Here is a 16,239-nt window from a genome sequence, read left to right on the forward strand (position 1 = left end):
GATGAAAAAAAGTATTTATGAGACAATAATAATTATTATTGGTAATTTTATTTTAGCGTTAGGAATTTGTGCCTTTATCACTCCGGCTGGTTTGATTACCGGTGGTGCTTCAGGAATAGGAATTGCGATAAAATCATTGACCGGTATTAATATTTCCTATACTGTTTATGTAATAAATATCATAATGTTTATTATTGGTTATATATATTTAGGTAAAAAATTTGCATTAGGAACTTTATTAAGTACTATTTTATACCCAACTTTTTTAGCGATATTAGAAAAAGTTTCTGAATTAGCTAGTATTACTAATGATGCTTTACTTTCAACTTTATATGCTGGTCTTTGTATTGGTCTTGGCTTAGGATTAGTTTTAAGAGTTGGTGCCAGCACTGGTGGAATGGATATTCCGCCACTGATCGTTAATAAAAAAACGGGAGTTTCGATAGCCTGGTTGATAAATATTTTTGATTGTGTTATTTTGTTACTTCAAGTTATTTTTTGTCCTATCTCAATTGAGCAGGTTTTATATGGAATTACAGTTGTTATTATTACAACGATCGTAATGGATAAAGTAATCATGCTTGGTGAAACAAAGGTTCAAGTAACAGTGATTTCTCCAAAATGGCAAGAGATTCGTAAAGTTGTATTTGATGATATAAATCGGGGCTGTACATTATTAAAGATCACGACAGGATATTATCAAAAAAATCAATATGCAGTCATGTCTGTCGTTTCTAAACGAGAATTGCATCTTTTAAATAAGATGGTTTTAGATATTGATCCAACTGCTTTTATTATTAGTAATGAAACACATAGTGTTAAAGGACGTGGTTTTACTTTACCACCAGTTGAATTGTAATTTTTATTTGGTATGAAAATAAAGGATATTGTTTTAAGTCACTTTTTAGTGACTTTTTTATAAAAATTTTATCAATTAAATAGTCTTTCGTGTATATGATAATAAAAAATTGGGATCAGAGTAGATCCCATTTTATCTGATAATCATTATGATTTTATGTTATCTTAGATTATCATTTTTACATAAAAATTTTTAGTCATAATATTTATTTGCAAACTTCTATACTTCTGCTAGTTAAAAATTATTTATTTAAATCAATATAAAATTCCACATGTCCACAATTAGAGCAGTAACGACATTTAAGCTCATAATTTTTTTTCTTTAAATTATCATTTTTTATAATTAATTCTAAATAGCTTAAAGCTGCGGTACCATTATCTTTTACATAGCAGTTTGTATTTAATTCAGTTTGACAAATAGGACACTTTTTTTTCATACTGTCACCTCTTTAATTTCTATTGTACCATAAAATTATCGAGATAATAATACTAATTGTCCCCTTATTCGTCAAAATGTGCTATAATGAGTCTCGAAGTATAAGATACTTCAAAACAGATCATAGAAAGAAAGGAGACAGTCGAAAAAAACGGCAAAATATATGATAAAACTTACTAATGTAACAAAAATATATAAGACTGGTGTAAGAGCATTAAATAATATGAATCTTACGATTGAACCAGGTGAATTTGTGTATGTTATCGGAACTACTGGTGCTGGAAAATCAACTTTTATTAAATTGTTGTATCGTGAAGAAAAAGCAACATCTGGTAAAGTAGAAGTTGTAGGGCGTGATGTTTCAAAGATAAAGAATCGCAAGGTACCGTATTTTCGTCGTAATATTGGAGTTGTATTCCAAAATTTTAGATTATTGCCTAAAAAGACAGTTTTTGAAAACGTTGCTTTCGCTTTAGAGGTGATTGATACACCTCGAGTTGAAATTCGTCGTCGTGTTAGAGCTACTTTAGAGTTAGTTGGACTTGAAGATAAGGTCAATGCTTTTCCTCATGAATTATCAGGAGGACAGCAGCAACGGGTAGCAATTGCTAGAGCGATCGTTAATAAACCGAAAGTATTGATTGCAGATGAACCGACTGGTAATCTTGATCCGGAAACTTCAAAAGAGATTATTAATTTATTAGAAAGAATCAATGAACAGCAGCACACTACGGTTTTAGTAGTTACTCATGATAGTAAAATCGTTCAGGAACACAAAAAAAGAACTATTTTAATTGAAGATGGGTGTGTCAATGCTGATACTAGTTTAGGAGGTTATGAAATCTAATGAATGAATTAATTAGTTGTATTAGAAACCTCCCTAAGCATTTTAAAACAGCTTTGCAAAATATTTGGCGAAATGGTGTAATGTCATTTTCATCAATATTTGCAGTTACAATTACTTTAGTATTAATTGGGGTAATTGGAGTACTGGCTTTAAATATTCAAGATATGAGTTTGAATATTGAAGAGGGAGTAAGAATTTATGTTAAATTAGACCGTGATATTGATAGTACTGCTGAACAGGCGGTAGGTGAGGAAATAAAGGCTATTAAAGATGTTAAATCAGTCACTTTTTTTACTAAAGATCAAGAATTAGATAAATTGATTGAAAAACAAGGTGAAGATGGAGCACAGTTATTTGAATCATTTAGAGAAGATAACCCGCTTGGTTCAGCTTATGAAGTTGAAGCTAAAGATGCTTCAAAATTAGCTAGTATTTCTAAAAAAATTAGAGATATTTCTGGAGTCAGCACAGTTAATTATGGTGGTGAATCGACACAGGATATGGTAAAAACATTACAAACGATTCAAACAGGGGGAACGATTTTTATTGTTGCCTTAGCAATAGTAGCATTATTTATGATTGCTAATACGATCAAAATTACGATTACAGCTCGTCAAACAGAAATCAGTATCATGCGAATGGTTGGGGCTAGTAACTGGTATATTCGAATTCCATTTATGTTAGAAGGAATGTTGATTGGTTTGTTTGGATCGATTATTCCGATCATCGTTTTAGTGTATGGTTATGGAATGATTTATGATTATACTGGTGGAATGTTTATGTCAGCGATGTTAGCGTTGAAAGCGCCAATGCCGTTTATCCGTGATTTCTCATTAGTTTTAGCACTTTTAGGCGCTGGAGTTGGATTGGTTGGAAGTTTTGTTTCAATCAGACGATTCTTAAAATTTTAGCAGGTATTGACCTGCTTTTTTGAAAAGAAAGTTAAATGAAAAGAGAAATTCTAAAATTTTTAAATCAAGATTATCTTAATAATCTTGATTTAATTTATGCTATTGATCACGGTGCTAAGATCATTTATTTTGGTAATGAAGGGATAATGTTAAAATTTGGTGATATGTATATGCTATCACTTAAGGATTCTGATTTAGGATGTCAATTATTGAATGACCTTGATAATTGTAATATGCTGGCTGTTCATAATGATCATTACCACGATCTTATCAAAGAAAAATTTGATCTTGATCAAAAAATTGTGGCATATCAGTATGGGTATTTAAAAAATGATGTTGAAATTGTTAAAGTTCCACAAATAGAAATAAGAAAAATTGGGATGGAGTATTATGATTTTATTAGGCAAAATTATTCAACTTTAGTCGATGAAAAATATTTACAAAGCCGCATTCAGACAAATGTTTTTATCGGTGCTTTTGATCAGGATAAAATTGTTGGATTTGCTGGAATTCATGACGAAGGATCGATTGGTTTTGTTGAAGTGATAGCGAAATATCGCCGTAAGGGAATTGCAAGAATGTTAGAAACATATATGATTAATGAAGCGTTAAAGAAAAATGAACTAATCTATTTGCAAGTTGAGCTTGAAAATACAGTTTCGATGAGATTTCATGAAAAGTTAGGATTTAAACGAGCTGATGATATAATTACCTGGTATATGTAAAGGAGAAAACTATGGAAAAGTATGAATTTAATGATTTAAAATATTTACAGATCCCTTTGCCAGAAGAGTTATTAAAATTAAAGTGGCATGGCAGTTTTAAACAGATGAATAAAGTTATTGAAGCAAAACTTGCTAAAGATATTCCTTTAGCATTGAAAAAAAGACTGCTTCATGAAAAAGAAATAATTAAAAGAATGCCTAAGGAATATCCTTTGGCTTATCAAGATGCTTTAAAAATATGTCATGATAATTTTATTGATTTTAAAGATGCCGAGTTAGAACAGCTACAGGATGAAAATGCGGTAGAGTGGATCTTTGTTGAAGGGAAGGCACAGTTTAGAGATGATTTTTTTGATAATATAATTAAAACGCGTAATGATTATGTAAAAAGATTAAAAGATCCTAGTAAGATAAAAAGTCGTGAAACTAATTTTGCGTTATTAAATAATGCAATAAAGGAAATAAAAGAAAAAGGTAAATTAGCTTATCATTTTCATTTGAAGACGGGAATGAAGATCAAGACTAGGGATACTGATAAAATGATTAGAGTTCATCTACCTGTACCATTAGAAAATTGTCAAATAAGTAATTTTAAATTATTAAAAACAACACCCCAATATCGTTCTTTAAATGAAAAAGATCATCCTCAAAGAACGGTTTATTTTGAAGAAAACATTGATGATATTAAAGAATTTTATGTTGAATATGAATATGATAATATGATTGAATATCAGGAGCTTGATTATCAAAAAGTTTTAAATGATCAACCAAAATTTTATTTACATGAGCAAGCTCCACATATTGTTTTTACACCATATTTAAAATCATTAGCAAAAGAGATCATTAAAAATGAAACCAATAATTTAATTAAAGCTAAATTGATTTATGAATATATTACTACCCATATTACATATTCATTTGTTCGCAACTATTATACAATTCCTAATATTCCCGAATATGCTGCTTTAGGCGGTAAAGGTGATTGTGGCGTTCAGGCTCTATTATTTATCACTTTATGCCGCTATGTTGGTGTTCCGGCGATGTGGCAGGCAGGTCTTTATGTAACTCCATACGATATTGGTAATCATGATTGGGCTCGATTCTATGTAGCTCCATATGGCTGGCTGTATGCTGATTGTTCGTTTGGTGGAGCGGCTTATCGTAACGGTGATAAAGAAAGATGGCAGTATTATTTTGGTCATTTAGATCCATTTAGAATGGTTGCCAATAGTGAATATCAATATGATTTATATCCTGCCAAAAATTTTATTCGTCAGGATCCTTATGATAATCAAACCGGTGAAGCTGAATATGAAGATCGAGGGTTATATTTAAATGATTATGATTTGCATTTAGAAGTGATGGATATTAAAAAATTATAATTAATAAGGGAAGCCGCAGGCTTCCCTTTGAAATATTTAATTTTGACTTTTCTCTTGTTTTTCTAATAATTCTAACCAGCGTTCATTTTTGGCTTCTAATTGTTCTGTTAAATGATCACGTTGATTAGATAGCTCAGTTAGTTTTTTAAAATCATTTTGATACTCATTCATTTGTTCGTTAAATATTTCAATTTGTTCTTCTAAGTCTAAAATAATACTTTCCATTGATTCTAGTTCCTGTTTTTCTTTAGAAGATAAACGTACTTGATTTTGTTTTTGTAATCTTTTTTGCTCTTTATACTTAAGGGCACCATCCCCCTTAGCTTTAGATGATTTATCATCAATATTAACATAACTGCTATAACCGCCATTACAATAAGTTATTTGTTTGTTTTTAAAAATAAATAAAGCATCACAAATACGATCCAAAAAATAACGATCATGAGAAACCGTGATCACAATACCATTAAAACTATCTAAATAATCTTCTAAGATTGCTAACGTTGTAATATCTAAATCATTAGTTGGTTCATCAAATAATAAAACATTAGGTGCCTGCATTAATATATTTAATAAATACAAACGTCTTTTTTCACCACCAGATAATCTAGAAATATACGTATGTTGTAAACTTGAGTCAAATAAAAAACGTTCACACATTTGTTTAGCGCTGAAAGTTCCTTCTAAAGTTTTTAAATCATTACTCGTTTGTTTAATATAATCAATAACTCGCATATTTTCATCAAGGTCATCGCTCATTTGTTTAAAATAACCGATTTTGATCGTATCACCATAAATAACTTCACCATTACTTGGATTTAATTCTTTTGCGATAATCTTTAGTAAAGTACTTTTACCACAACCATTAACTCCTAAAATTCCAATTCTGTCAGTTCGTTTAAATAAATAAGAAAAATTATTAAATAAAGTTAAATTATCATAATGCATACTAATATTTTTAAGCTCGATCGTTTTTTTACCAAGTCTTGAAGCAGTATTGATCATTTCAACTTGATTTATCGTTTGGATATCTGCAATACTATTTAATTGCTCAAAGCGTTGTAATCTTTCTTTACTTTTAGTTGTTCTAGCCTGAACTCCAGCTCGCACCCATTCAAGTTCTTTCTTTAAAAACAATTTTCTTTTCCGTTCACTAGCTAAGGCTTCTTCTTCACGTTTTGCTTTTAAATCTAAGAATTTAGAATAGTTAGCTTCATATTCATATATCTTGCTACGATCAATTTCCATGATTTTATTTGTAACTCTTTCTAAAAAATAACGATCATGAGTAACCATAAAAATAGCTTTGTTAGACTTGATCAAATATTTTTCTAAATACTCGATCATTTCATTATCTAAATGGTTAGTTGGTTCATCAAGAATTAATAAGTCACAGGGTTTTAATAAAGTAATTGCTAGAGCAACACGTTTTTGTTGTCCACCTGATAATTCTTTAATTAATTGATCATGATTAGTGATACCTAATTTATTTAAAATTGCTTTAACTTCATATTCATTGACTTTATTTTGGTCGATCATCTCATAGACTTGTTTAATGATGGTATTATGGGAATTAAAATCAGGATTTTGTGGTAGATAAGATATTTGTAGATCTTTTTTTTGAATAATGTCACCTTGATAAGTTTCAATGCCGGCAATGATCTTTAATAAAGTACTTTTACCAGTACCATTAATACCAATCAAAGCAATTTTATCAGTTTCTTCTATTGAAAATGAGACACGATCAACAATATTTTTAATTCCATTTGTTTTAGATAAATTATTTACACTTATTAACATACGATTCTCCTTAAATTAACTATATTCTATCATGTAATCAATATTTGTAAATGAGTAATTAAAAGTGATTTTATATGTTGATAACTAAAACGGTTATTATTTTGACTAGATAGTATGGCTAGCTAACATCTTGTAAGATATAAGCAGTTATTGCTGTATAGAGTATATTAATATACAAGATATAGGTTCAAATAAAAAATTTATTATTGATTAAAATGAAAAAAGTGTAAAAAAAGATTAAAGATGAAAATCTTTAACCTTTTTTAGTTACTATTACTTTTTTGAAATAATATGATCTATTTTTATGATGATATAGATAAACAAATATTATAATCTTGATTACTGAAAAACTTTATTCTTGATATAATCTTTTTGGTGATATAAATGAAACGTTATACAATTGGTAAAATGGCAAAATTAAATAATGTAAGTGAACAAACATTAAGGTTATATGATAAGATCGGGTTATTTAAACCTGCTTATGTTGACGAAAAAAATGGTTATCGGCTTTATGATATTGGACAATCAGCAAGACTCGATATTATACAATATTTAAAAAATTTAGGAATGACTCTAAAAGAAATAAAAGAGGTTTTTGATTATAGAGATTTATCGTTATTGCAAGAGAAACTAGAAGAAAGCAAAGGACAAATTGATCTACAAATTAAACATTTAAGGGAACAAAAAGAAGCAATTCAAAGAACGATCGATTCATTTGAGCTGTTTAAAGCAGCTCCTAAAGCCGGTATGATAACTTTAGAATTTATTAATAAACGAACGATGCTTTACGTAGATAAAAAAATTAATATTTATGATTATGATTTAGATGTTTATGAAAGTTTGTTAAGAGAGTTTAAAGATGATTTAATTAAACAAAATTTACCACCAACTATTTTCTTTAATCCGGGAACGATTTTAAGAAAAGAACATGTTGAAAAAAGAGAATTTATTTCAAGTGAGATTTTTGTTTTTATTAATGATAAAAATAAAGTAGTTTTAAAAAAAGAAACAATTCCTGCAAGTATGTATTTATGTATATATTGTGATGATTTCACTAATGAAAAAGAATATGCTTGTAAATTATTTGATGAAATAGAAGCTAAAAATTATACAATAATCGGGGATTATTTATGCGAAAGCTTAAATGATATCTTGATATTTAACGATAAAAAACGAAATATGTATTTAAGACTGCAGGTTCCCGTTAAAATTTAAAAATAGAATTACAAATACTTGACTTTATGGTAACCATAAAGTTTATACTAAAAGTATCGGAGGTAATTAATATGAACAAAGAAAAAGTTAGAGTAGTTCAGTATGGATGCGGAAAAATGGCAAAATATATTATTCGTTATCTATACGAAAAAGGTGCTGAAATCGTAGGTGCGATCGATGTCAATCCTGAAGTTGTCGGTAAAGATGTTGGTGAGTTTGCCCAGCTTGGATTTAATCTTGGTGTCACTATCAGTGATGATGCTGATAAGGTTTTGGATGAGTGTGATCCAGATATTGCAGTAGTTACATTATTTAGTTTTGTTGAAGATTGTTATCCACATTTTGAAAAATGTGTAAGTCGGGGAATTAACGTTATTACTACATGTGAAGAAGCAATTTATCCATGGACGACCGCTAGTAAACTTACTAATAAATTGGATGAACTTGCTAAAGAAAATGGATGTACTATCGTTGGTTCGGGAATGCAGGATATGTATTGGATCAATATGATCGGTGCAGTAGCTGGTGGTGTTCATAAGATCAAAAAAATTGAAGGAGCTGTTTCTTATAATGTCGAAGATTATGGTTTAGCTCTTGCAAAAGCTCATGGGGCTGGTTTTACATCAGAACAGTTTGAAAAAGAATTAGCTCATCCTGAAACTTTGGAGCCTTCTTATGTATGGAATTCAAATGAAGCATTATGTAATAAAATGGGCTGGACAATAAAATCACAGACCCAAAAATGTGTGCCTTATTTTTATGATCGTGATTTGTATTCAGAAACTTTGCAGGAAACTATTCCTCAAGGCAATTGTATTGGAATGTCAGCAGTAGTAACAACAGAAACCTTCCAAGGACCAATAATAGAAACACAATGTATTGGAAAAGTGTATGGACCTGATGATGGTGATATGTGTGATTGGAAAATCATTGGCGAACCAGATGTCACTTTTTATGTTGAAAAACCAGCTACTGTAGAACATACATGTGCAACGATCGTTAATCGTATTCCTTCAGTTTTATTAGCTCCAGCAGGATATATAACAGTTGAAAAATTAGATGAATTAGAATATTTGTCATATCCAATGCATTTGTATTGTGATGAATAATAGTTTTTAAAAATTTAGACTCAAAAAACTAACAGATAATATATTTACTGTTAGTTTTTTAGTAAAATGCTTTTAAGAGAATGTAAAGCGATTACCGCAAAGAATTTTGAATAATTAAAAAACGGCTATCAAGCCGTTTGTTTATATCCTGGCAGAGGTAGTAGGAGTCGAACCCACATCAACGGTTTTGGAGACCGGTATTCTACCATTGAACTATACCTCTATTTCAACTGCTCTATTATAATAACATATCTTTATAAACTTGTAAATAAAAAAATTAAATGTTTTAAAAAATAGGTATTTGTCTAATTGAAGAATATTATAAAAATCTTAAGAAAATCATAAGATTTTTATTATTGAATGAGTATAAAACATGGTTTATAATAAGCAACGTATGTTTTATAACTAAGGGAGTGTAATCATGGATGAAAAACTATCTATAGTGATAAATAAATTGGGACATTGTTTAGGAACTATTTTGTTGATGAGTGTAATTATGACAATTACGATCTATTTTGAAATCGGTGGTGTCTATTTTAGTTCTTATAATTTGGATAATAAATATAATATGCTTATTGTTCCCATAGTGATTATCTTAGTTTTTGTTTTAATGTATTTTTTGTATAAAAAGATAAAACAGATCGATTTAGAGAATAAAAAGAGATATTATTTGATTTTATCTATTATTGCGATTGTAATTGTAGGACTACAATTATATAGTATTTATGCTATTAAGGTTGAACCGAGCTGGGATTTTGGTGTAGTTCACCGTGAAGCTATTCGTTTAGCGACGAGTAAAAGTCAAATTACTAATATATCTTATTTTAGTACTTATACAAATAATAATTTAATGTTATTAATGTTGACAGGGATATATAAGATTTTAGGCTGCTTTCATATTAGTGATTATGTAACGGCGAGCTGTTTTGTTAATATGTTGATGATCGATATCCCACTAGTAATTAATTATTTTAGTGTAAAAAGATTATTCAGTCGTAATATGGTTGTTATGTATATGATTTTAACGATGTTTTGTTTACCAATCTATACTTACGTGCTGATCTTTTATACTGACACATATCCAATGATTTGGGGCTCATTAATTGTTTTATTATATATAAAAATGAATCAAACGATGAATCTCAAAGAAAAATATTTGGAAGCGGTTTTGATTGGGATTTGTGCATTGATTGGTTTTGAATTAAAAGCAACGATCTTGATCTTGCTGGCTGCTGTTATTCTGCACTATCTATTTACAAATAAAGGAATAAAAAAGCTTGTTATTATTGCATTAGTAGTAGTTTCATTTATTACTTCGATGACAGCATATAATAAGATGATCGATAGTACTAATCTTTTTAATGATTTAGATTATGAAGCAGAGGCTTTGCCGTATGTTCATTGGATAATGATGGCATTAAATAAAACCGGAGGATTTAATCGTAAAGACTATAATTATTCTAAGTCGATCATTGGAAAAGAGGCTAAGCAGGAAGCGGCAATCAAAATGATTGGTGAAAGATTAAATAATTATGGATTTAGTGGTTTAATTGGGCATTTAGGAACTAAAATAAATTACACTTATAATGATGGAACATATTACTCAGTTTCTTTACTGGCTCGTAAACCGCTAAATACAGATTCATTAGGCTATAATTTATTAGCAAAAGATGGAAAATACATAAATAAAACGATATATTTAGCGAATAGTTATAACATTTTTATTTTAGTAATGCTTGTGTTATCAATGGTTAGTGGTTTTAGAAAAGAAAAATTAGATTTATTAAGTTTTCTTAGAATTTTATTATTTGGCTTAATGTTATTTTTACTGATTTGGGAATCTAAACCAAAGTATTTGGTAAATTTTTTACCAGTGTTTAATATTTTGGTTTTAGATGGAATGATATTTTATGAAAAAATAATAAAGAGGGGGAAATTATTATGGATACATTAGCAATCGTGGTACCTTGTTATAATGAACAAGAAGTTCTTGCAACAACGATCAAACAATTAGAACAGTTAATTATATCATTGATTGAAAAAGGAAAAATAGCTAAAGAAAGTTATGTTATTTATGTAAATGATGGTAGTAAAGATAATACCTGGCAGATTATTGAAGATAATTTTAAGCTTTTTAAACATTTACAAGGTTTAAATTTGGCAGGTAATGTTGGGCATCAAAATGCGTTACTTGCAGGATTGCATCACGTAAGTGATAAATGTGATATGGCAATATCAATAGATGCTGATCTTCAAGATGATATTAATGTGATTGAACAAATGATCGATAAATATTATCAAGGCTGTAATATAGTTTATGGTGTTAGAGATGATCGTAGTAGTGATACTGCATTTAAACGAGTTACAGCGCAGTCTTTCTATCGAGTAATGCACTTTTTAGGAGTGAAGTCTGTTTATAATCATGCTGATTTTCGTTTACTAGATAAACGAGCTTTACAGTTTTTGAAAGAATATCCAGAAAGAAATTTATTTTTAAGAGGAATAGTTACATTACTTGGTTTAAATACTGACTGTGTATATTATTCGCGTAAAGAAAGAATGGCAGGAGAATCTAAGTATCCGTTAAAAAAGATGCTTTCATTTGCTTTTGATGGAATTACTTCTTTTAGTATAAAACCAATTACAATGATTTTATTATTAGGACTTATAATTATGTTTTGTTCCATTTTAGCAATCATCTATACATTATTTTCATACATAAATGGTCATAGTGTAGCAGGCTGGGCCTCATTGATGATTTCGATTTGGTTTTTAAGCGGCGTACAGTTGTTTGGAATTGGCTTGATTGGTGAATATGTTGGTAAAGTATATATCGAAGTTAAAAGACGGCCACGTTATCATGTTGCAAACTGGTTAGGTGAAACGAATGATCAATAAATATTATCGAAAATATCGGGAAATGATCTTATATTTAGTTTTTGGTGCTGGAACGACATTTGTCAATATAATCGTATATTATATATGCGGACATGGATTTAAGCTGGCTGTTTCTATAAGTACGATAATTGCTTGGGCTTTATCAGTACTTTTTGCATATGTCACTAATAAGATATGGGTATTTAATTCTAATAGAAATAAACTAAAAGAGATTTTGATTGAATTTACTCGTTTTGTAGGCTGTCGTTTAACGACAGGATTAATTGATTTAATAATTATGGTAGTATTTTGTACCTGGTTAGGTTTCAATGATTTGATAATTAAAATTGCTTCTAATGTTTTAGTGATCATCATGAATTATATTTTTAGTAAGTTAATTATTTTTAAGGGATGATAATAACCCAGGCTAAATCTGATTTTATTCATATGGTAGAGTAGAAGGAGGAATAAAATGAATAAATTGGAATTAGCGATTTCATCGATCAAATATCAAAAGTTTAGAAAAATATATCCGATTATGAAAGCTTTTCATACGGGAACGATCTTTGAAGAATTGGACTTACCATGGGGTGAGCTTCAATAATGAATAACGATGATTTATTAATGCAAATCATGATGCTGGATTTTGCTGTTCAAGAAGCTTCATTATTTTTAGATACTCATCCTTGTGATGAAGAAGCAATGAGATATTTTAATGAAGCTGCAACACGTTTGAAAAATGCTAAAAAAGAATATCGTAAACAGGGAAATGTTTTAACTAATCGTGAACTAGATGCTTACCAAAACGGTTATTTAAAGGCTCCTTGGCCATGGGAAGGTGACAGAAAATGTGGTTGTATGAAAAACGCTTGCAATATCCAGTAAATATTACAAAGCCTGATGCTAAAGCAGCTGCAGTGATCATCGATCAATTGGGTGGTCCTGATGGTGAATTAGCTGCAGCACTTAGATATATCTCACAGCGTTATACGATGCCTTATCCAGAAATACAAGCATTGTTGACGGATATTGGGACTGAAGAACTAGCTCATGTTGAGATCATCAGTGCTATTTTATATCAATTAACTACAGATTTAACAATTGATGAAATCAAGGCTCAAGGATTTGATAAATATTTTGTTGATCATACGTTAGGAATTTATCCTCAAGGTGCCAGCAGTGTACCATTTACAGCTGCATACTTCCAGTCTAAAGGTGATCCGATTACAGATTTAACTGAAGACATGGCAGCTGAACAAAAGGCAAGAACAACTTATGATAACATTTTGGCGCTTGTTGATAATGAAGAAGTTAGAAAACCAATTCGTTTTTTAAGAGAACGGGAAATCGTTCACTATCAAAGATTTGCTGAAGCTTTAGAATTAGTGAAAAAACGTTTAGATTCACAAAATTATTATAAATATAATCCAGCATTTACAAATGGTAAAAAAAGATGTAACTAGATATAAAGTTAGATGTTATATTTTAAAAATATGACATCTTTTACATATATTAAATTTTATTGATCAGGTTTAGTGCACTTATTTGCTTAAAATTAAGTGAAATAATAAATTATATTGATTTAATCATGACTTTATGACATAATAATATGACTTTAATAAAAAGGAGTTATGATAATGATATCTACACAAAATGTATCTTTAAGATATGGCGATAGAGCTTTATTTGAAAATGTTAGTGTTAAATTTACAGAAGGAAACTGTTATGGAATCATTGGGGCTAATGGTGCTGGTAAAAGTACTTTTTTAAAAATATTAGCAGGTGAAATTGAACCCAATAAAGGTGAGGTTATTTTAGAACCACATAAACGTTTATCCGTTTTAAAACAAGATCACTTTGCATATGATGAAAAAGGTGTCGTAGAAACTGTAATTATGGGTAATAAGCATCTTTATGAAATCATGCAAGAAAAAGAAAAGTTATATGCAAAACCTGATTTTAATGATGAAGATGGAATTAGATTAGGTGAGCTTGAAGGTGAATTCGCAGAAATGGATGGTTGGAATGCGGAAGTCGATGCAGAAATTCTATTAAATGGTTTAGGAATCACAAATGAATTACATGAATTGAAAATGAAAGAATTAGATGGTAATCAAAAAGTTAAAGTATTACTTGCTCAAGCTTTGTTTGGTAATCCAGACGTTCTTTTATTAGACGAACCGACTAACCATTTAGATTTAGATAGTATTCGCTGGTTAGAAAACTTTTTGATGAATTTTAAAAATACTGTTATCGTTGTTAGCCATGACCGTTATTTTTTAAATAAAGTTTGTACTCATATCGCTGACATTGATTATTCAAGAATCCAATTATATGTTGGTAACTATGATTTTTGGTATGAATATAGCCAATTGCAATTACAGCAGGCTAAAGATCAAAATAAAAAAGCTGAAGCTAAGAAAAAAGAATTAGAAGAATTTATTGCTCGTTTCAGTGCTAATGCTTCTAAAGCTAAGCAGGCGACATCGAGAAAAAAATTATTAGATAATTTAGAAATGGTGGATATAAAACCATCACTTCGCCGTTATCCTTTCATTGCCTTTAAACCGGGACGTGAAGTTGGAAATATTGTTTTAAAAGTAGAAGGTTTATCTAAAACAGTTGATAGTGTGAAATTGTTGAACAATGTTAGTTTTTCAATTAATCCTAAAGACAAAGTGGCATTTGTTGGTGATGTAAAAGCAACAGAAGTATTTTTTAAAATCATTATGGGAGAAATTGAACCTGACGAAGGAACATTCCAATGGGGTGTAACGACTTCACAATCATATTTTCCTAAAGATAATTCAAAGTTTTTTAATGACTGTGATCTATCTTTGGTAGACTGGCTCCGGCAATTTTCAGTTAAAGATGAATATGAACAAGATTTACGGGGCTGGCTGGGAAGAATGTTATTCTCTGGTGAAGAAGCACTAAAAAAAGCTTCTGTCTTATCTGGAGGTGAAAAGGTTAGATGTATGCTAGCTAAAATGATGATGGCTGAAGCTAATGTTTTAGTTCTTGATGAACCAACAAACCATCTTGATTTGGAATCGATTCAGGCTTTAAATCAAGGATTGATCAATTTTAAAGAAAATATTTTATTTACTAGTCATGATCATCAGTTTGTACAGACGATTGCTAATCGAATCATTGAATTTAATGAAAATGGTATTTTAGACCGTTTATCAACTTATGATGAATATCTAGAATATAAAGAAAAAAACAAGTAGATCATTGTACTACTTGTTTTTTCTTGTATAATATTTACAAGGAGGAGCAGTATGAATAGTACAGTTAAAGAATTATTTGAACGAAAATCGGTTAGAGTTTATAAAGACAAAGAAATTGAACCAGAAAAAAAACAATTAATATTAGAGTCAGCTATTCAGGCACCAACAGCCGGAAATATGACTTTATATTCAATTATTGATATTCAAGATCAAGAAATTAAAGATAAACTGGCTAAATCTTGTGATAATCAGCCATTTATTGCAAAAGCACCACTAGTATTGATTTTTGTTGCCGATTATCAAAAATGGTATGATGCTTTTAAATATTATCATGATAATGAAAAAGTCAGAGAACCATCTTATGGCGATTTTTTATTGGCTTATAGTGATGCGCTGATTGCAGCACAAAATGCTGTTGTTGCTGGCGAAAGTATGGGAATTGGCAGCTGTTTTATTGGTGACATCATCGAACAGTATGAATATCATCGGGAGTTATTAAATTTACCACAATATTGTGCACCTGTTGCCATGCTGGTGATGGGATATCCTACTGATCAACAAAAAAGAAGACCAAAACCAGTACGCTTTGATTCTAAATATATTGTAAGTACTGATAAATATGAAAGATTTTCATCAGAAAAATTAGTTGCAATGTTTGATGATCGCGCAATTAAAGCTAATAAAACAAGCGGTGGCAAGGGATATGTTGACGATATTTATAACCGTAAATGGACTAATCCGTTTATTGAGGAGATGACCCGCTCATCTAAACTATGGTTTGAACAATGGGGAAAAGAGGATGAAGAATCTTAGGATTCTTTTTCTTTATTTAAGGGTTGACATTTA

General features: G+C 29.8%; 17 protein-coding genes and 1 tRNA gene. 15 read left to right on the forward strand and 3 right to left on the reverse strand.

Translation table 11 applies throughout. From position 1 onward, the window contains the following. The first annotated feature begins 1 nt into the window (after position 1). Positions 2-859, forward strand: coding sequence for a YitT family protein (locus OC535_RS12745; RefSeq protein ID WP_227052310.1), 858 nt, complete (start codon positions 2-4; stop codon positions 857-859). Between the two features lie 241 nt (positions 860-1,100). On the opposite strand, the gene OC535_RS12750 is transcribed toward OC535_RS12745, so the two are convergent. Continuing rightward, positions 1,101-1,295, reverse strand: a complete 195-nt coding sequence (locus OC535_RS12750; RefSeq protein WP_024722525.1) for a hypothetical protein — start codon at positions 1,293-1,295, stop codon at positions 1,101-1,103. A 162-nt stretch (positions 1,296-1,457) separates the two neighbouring features. On the opposite strand from OC535_RS12750, the gene ftsE reads away from it, so the two are divergent. The 4 genes from ftsE to OC535_RS12770 are packed head-to-tail and all read left to right on the forward strand — an operon-like array spanning position 1,458 to position 5,159. Beyond that, positions 1,458-2,141 (forward strand): cell division ATP-binding protein FtsE, encoded by a 684-nt coding sequence (gene ftsE, locus OC535_RS12755; RefSeq protein ID WP_024722524.1) that lies wholly within the window; start codon positions 1,458-1,460, stop codon positions 2,139-2,141. Beyond that, entirely contained in the window at positions 2,141-3,052 is a 912-nt protein-coding gene (gene ftsX / locus OC535_RS12760) for a permease-like cell division protein FtsX (protein ID WP_024722523.1), read from the forward strand. The genes ftsE and ftsX overlap by 1 nt, the downstream gene beginning before the upstream one ends. Positions 3,053-3,087: 35 nt before the next feature. After that, the gene (locus OC535_RS12765; RefSeq protein ID WP_498823992.1) at positions 3,088-3,777 is read left to right on the forward strand and encodes a GNAT family N-acetyltransferase; all 690 of its coding nucleotides are present in this window, start codon (positions 3,088-3,090) and stop codon (positions 3,775-3,777) included. 11 nt (positions 3,778-3,788) lie between these two features. Continuing rightward, complete coding sequence (locus tag OC535_RS12770) at positions 3,789-5,159, forward strand: transglutaminase-like domain-containing protein (protein ID WP_498823993.1); 1,371 nt, start codon at positions 3,789-3,791, stop codon at positions 5,157-5,159. Positions 5,160-5,195: 36 nt separating this feature from the next. On the opposite strand, the gene OC535_RS12775 is transcribed toward OC535_RS12770, so the two are convergent. Beyond that, positions 5,196-6,959, reverse strand: coding sequence for an ABC-F family ATP-binding cassette domain-containing protein (locus tag OC535_RS12775; protein ID WP_227052314.1), 1,764 nt, complete (start codon positions 6,957-6,959; stop codon positions 5,196-5,198). 384 nt (positions 6,960-7,343) lie between these two features. Between OC535_RS12775 and OC535_RS12780 the strand changes: the two genes are divergently transcribed. Beyond that, positions 7,344-8,174, forward strand: coding sequence for a MerR family transcriptional regulator (locus OC535_RS12780; protein ID WP_227052315.1), 831 nt, complete (start codon positions 7,344-7,346; stop codon positions 8,172-8,174). 71 nt (positions 8,175-8,245) lie between these two features. Further along, positions 8,246-9,283, forward strand: a complete 1,038-nt coding sequence (locus tag OC535_RS12785) for an NAD(P)H-dependent amine dehydrogenase family protein (protein WP_498823994.1) — start codon at positions 8,246-8,248, stop codon at positions 9,281-9,283. A 149-nt stretch (positions 9,284-9,432) separates the two neighbouring features. Here the strand turns inward: OC535_RS12785 and OC535_RS12790 are convergent. Beyond that, positions 9,433-9,506 (reverse strand) — tRNA-Trp (locus OC535_RS12790). 198 nt (positions 9,507-9,704) lie between these two features. Here OC535_RS12790 and OC535_RS12795 point away from each other — a divergent pair. The 8 genes from OC535_RS12795 (at position 9,705) to OC535_RS12830 (ending at position 16,206) form a co-directional block, all read left to right on the forward strand. Then, entirely contained in the window at positions 9,705-11,237 is a 1,533-nt protein-coding gene (locus OC535_RS12795) for a glycosyltransferase-like membrane protein (RefSeq protein ID WP_498823995.1), read from the forward strand. Beyond that, positions 11,225-12,181, forward strand: a complete 957-nt coding sequence (locus OC535_RS12800; RefSeq protein WP_227052320.1) for a glycosyltransferase family 2 protein — start codon at positions 11,225-11,227, stop codon at positions 12,179-12,181. The genes OC535_RS12795 and OC535_RS12800 overlap by 13 nt, the downstream gene beginning before the upstream one ends. Next, positions 12,171-12,575, forward strand: coding sequence for a GtrA family protein (locus OC535_RS12805; protein ID WP_227052321.1), 405 nt, complete (start codon positions 12,171-12,173; stop codon positions 12,573-12,575). The genes OC535_RS12800 and OC535_RS12805 overlap by 11 nt, the downstream gene beginning before the upstream one ends. A gap of 57 nt (positions 12,576-12,632) precedes the next feature. Further along, positions 12,633-12,764, forward strand: a complete 132-nt coding sequence (locus tag OC535_RS12810) for a spore coat associated protein CotJA (RefSeq protein WP_081721185.1) — start codon at positions 12,633-12,635, stop codon at positions 12,762-12,764. Beyond that, positions 12,764-13,045 (forward strand): spore coat protein CotJB, encoded by a 282-nt coding sequence (locus OC535_RS12815; RefSeq protein WP_024722516.1) that lies wholly within the window; start codon positions 12,764-12,766, stop codon positions 13,043-13,045. Before OC535_RS12810 ends, OC535_RS12815 begins: the two co-directional genes overlap by 1 nt. Beyond that, complete coding sequence (locus tag OC535_RS12820) at positions 13,009-13,623, forward strand: manganese catalase family protein (protein WP_024722515.1); 615 nt, start codon at positions 13,009-13,011, stop codon at positions 13,621-13,623. The genes OC535_RS12815 and OC535_RS12820 overlap by 37 nt, the downstream gene beginning before the upstream one ends. A gap of 174 nt (positions 13,624-13,797) precedes the next feature. Next, on the forward strand, positions 13,798-15,393 hold the full coding sequence (locus OC535_RS12825; RefSeq protein ID WP_227052322.1) for an ABC-F family ATP-binding cassette domain-containing protein: 1,596 nt from the start codon (positions 13,798-13,800) through the stop codon (positions 15,391-15,393). 51 nt (positions 15,394-15,444) lie between these two features. Continuing rightward, positions 15,445-16,206: a nitroreductase family protein gene (locus OC535_RS12830; RefSeq protein WP_024722513.1), complete on the forward strand. Its 762-nt coding sequence runs from the start codon at positions 15,445-15,447 to the stop codon at positions 16,204-16,206. Positions 16,207-16,239: the final 33 nt, after the last annotated feature.

This window comes from Clostridium sp. Marseille-Q5894 (genome assembly GCF_946902305.1).
GTDB lineage: Bacteria > Bacillota_I > Bacilli_A > Erysipelotrichales > Coprobacillaceae > Thomasclavelia.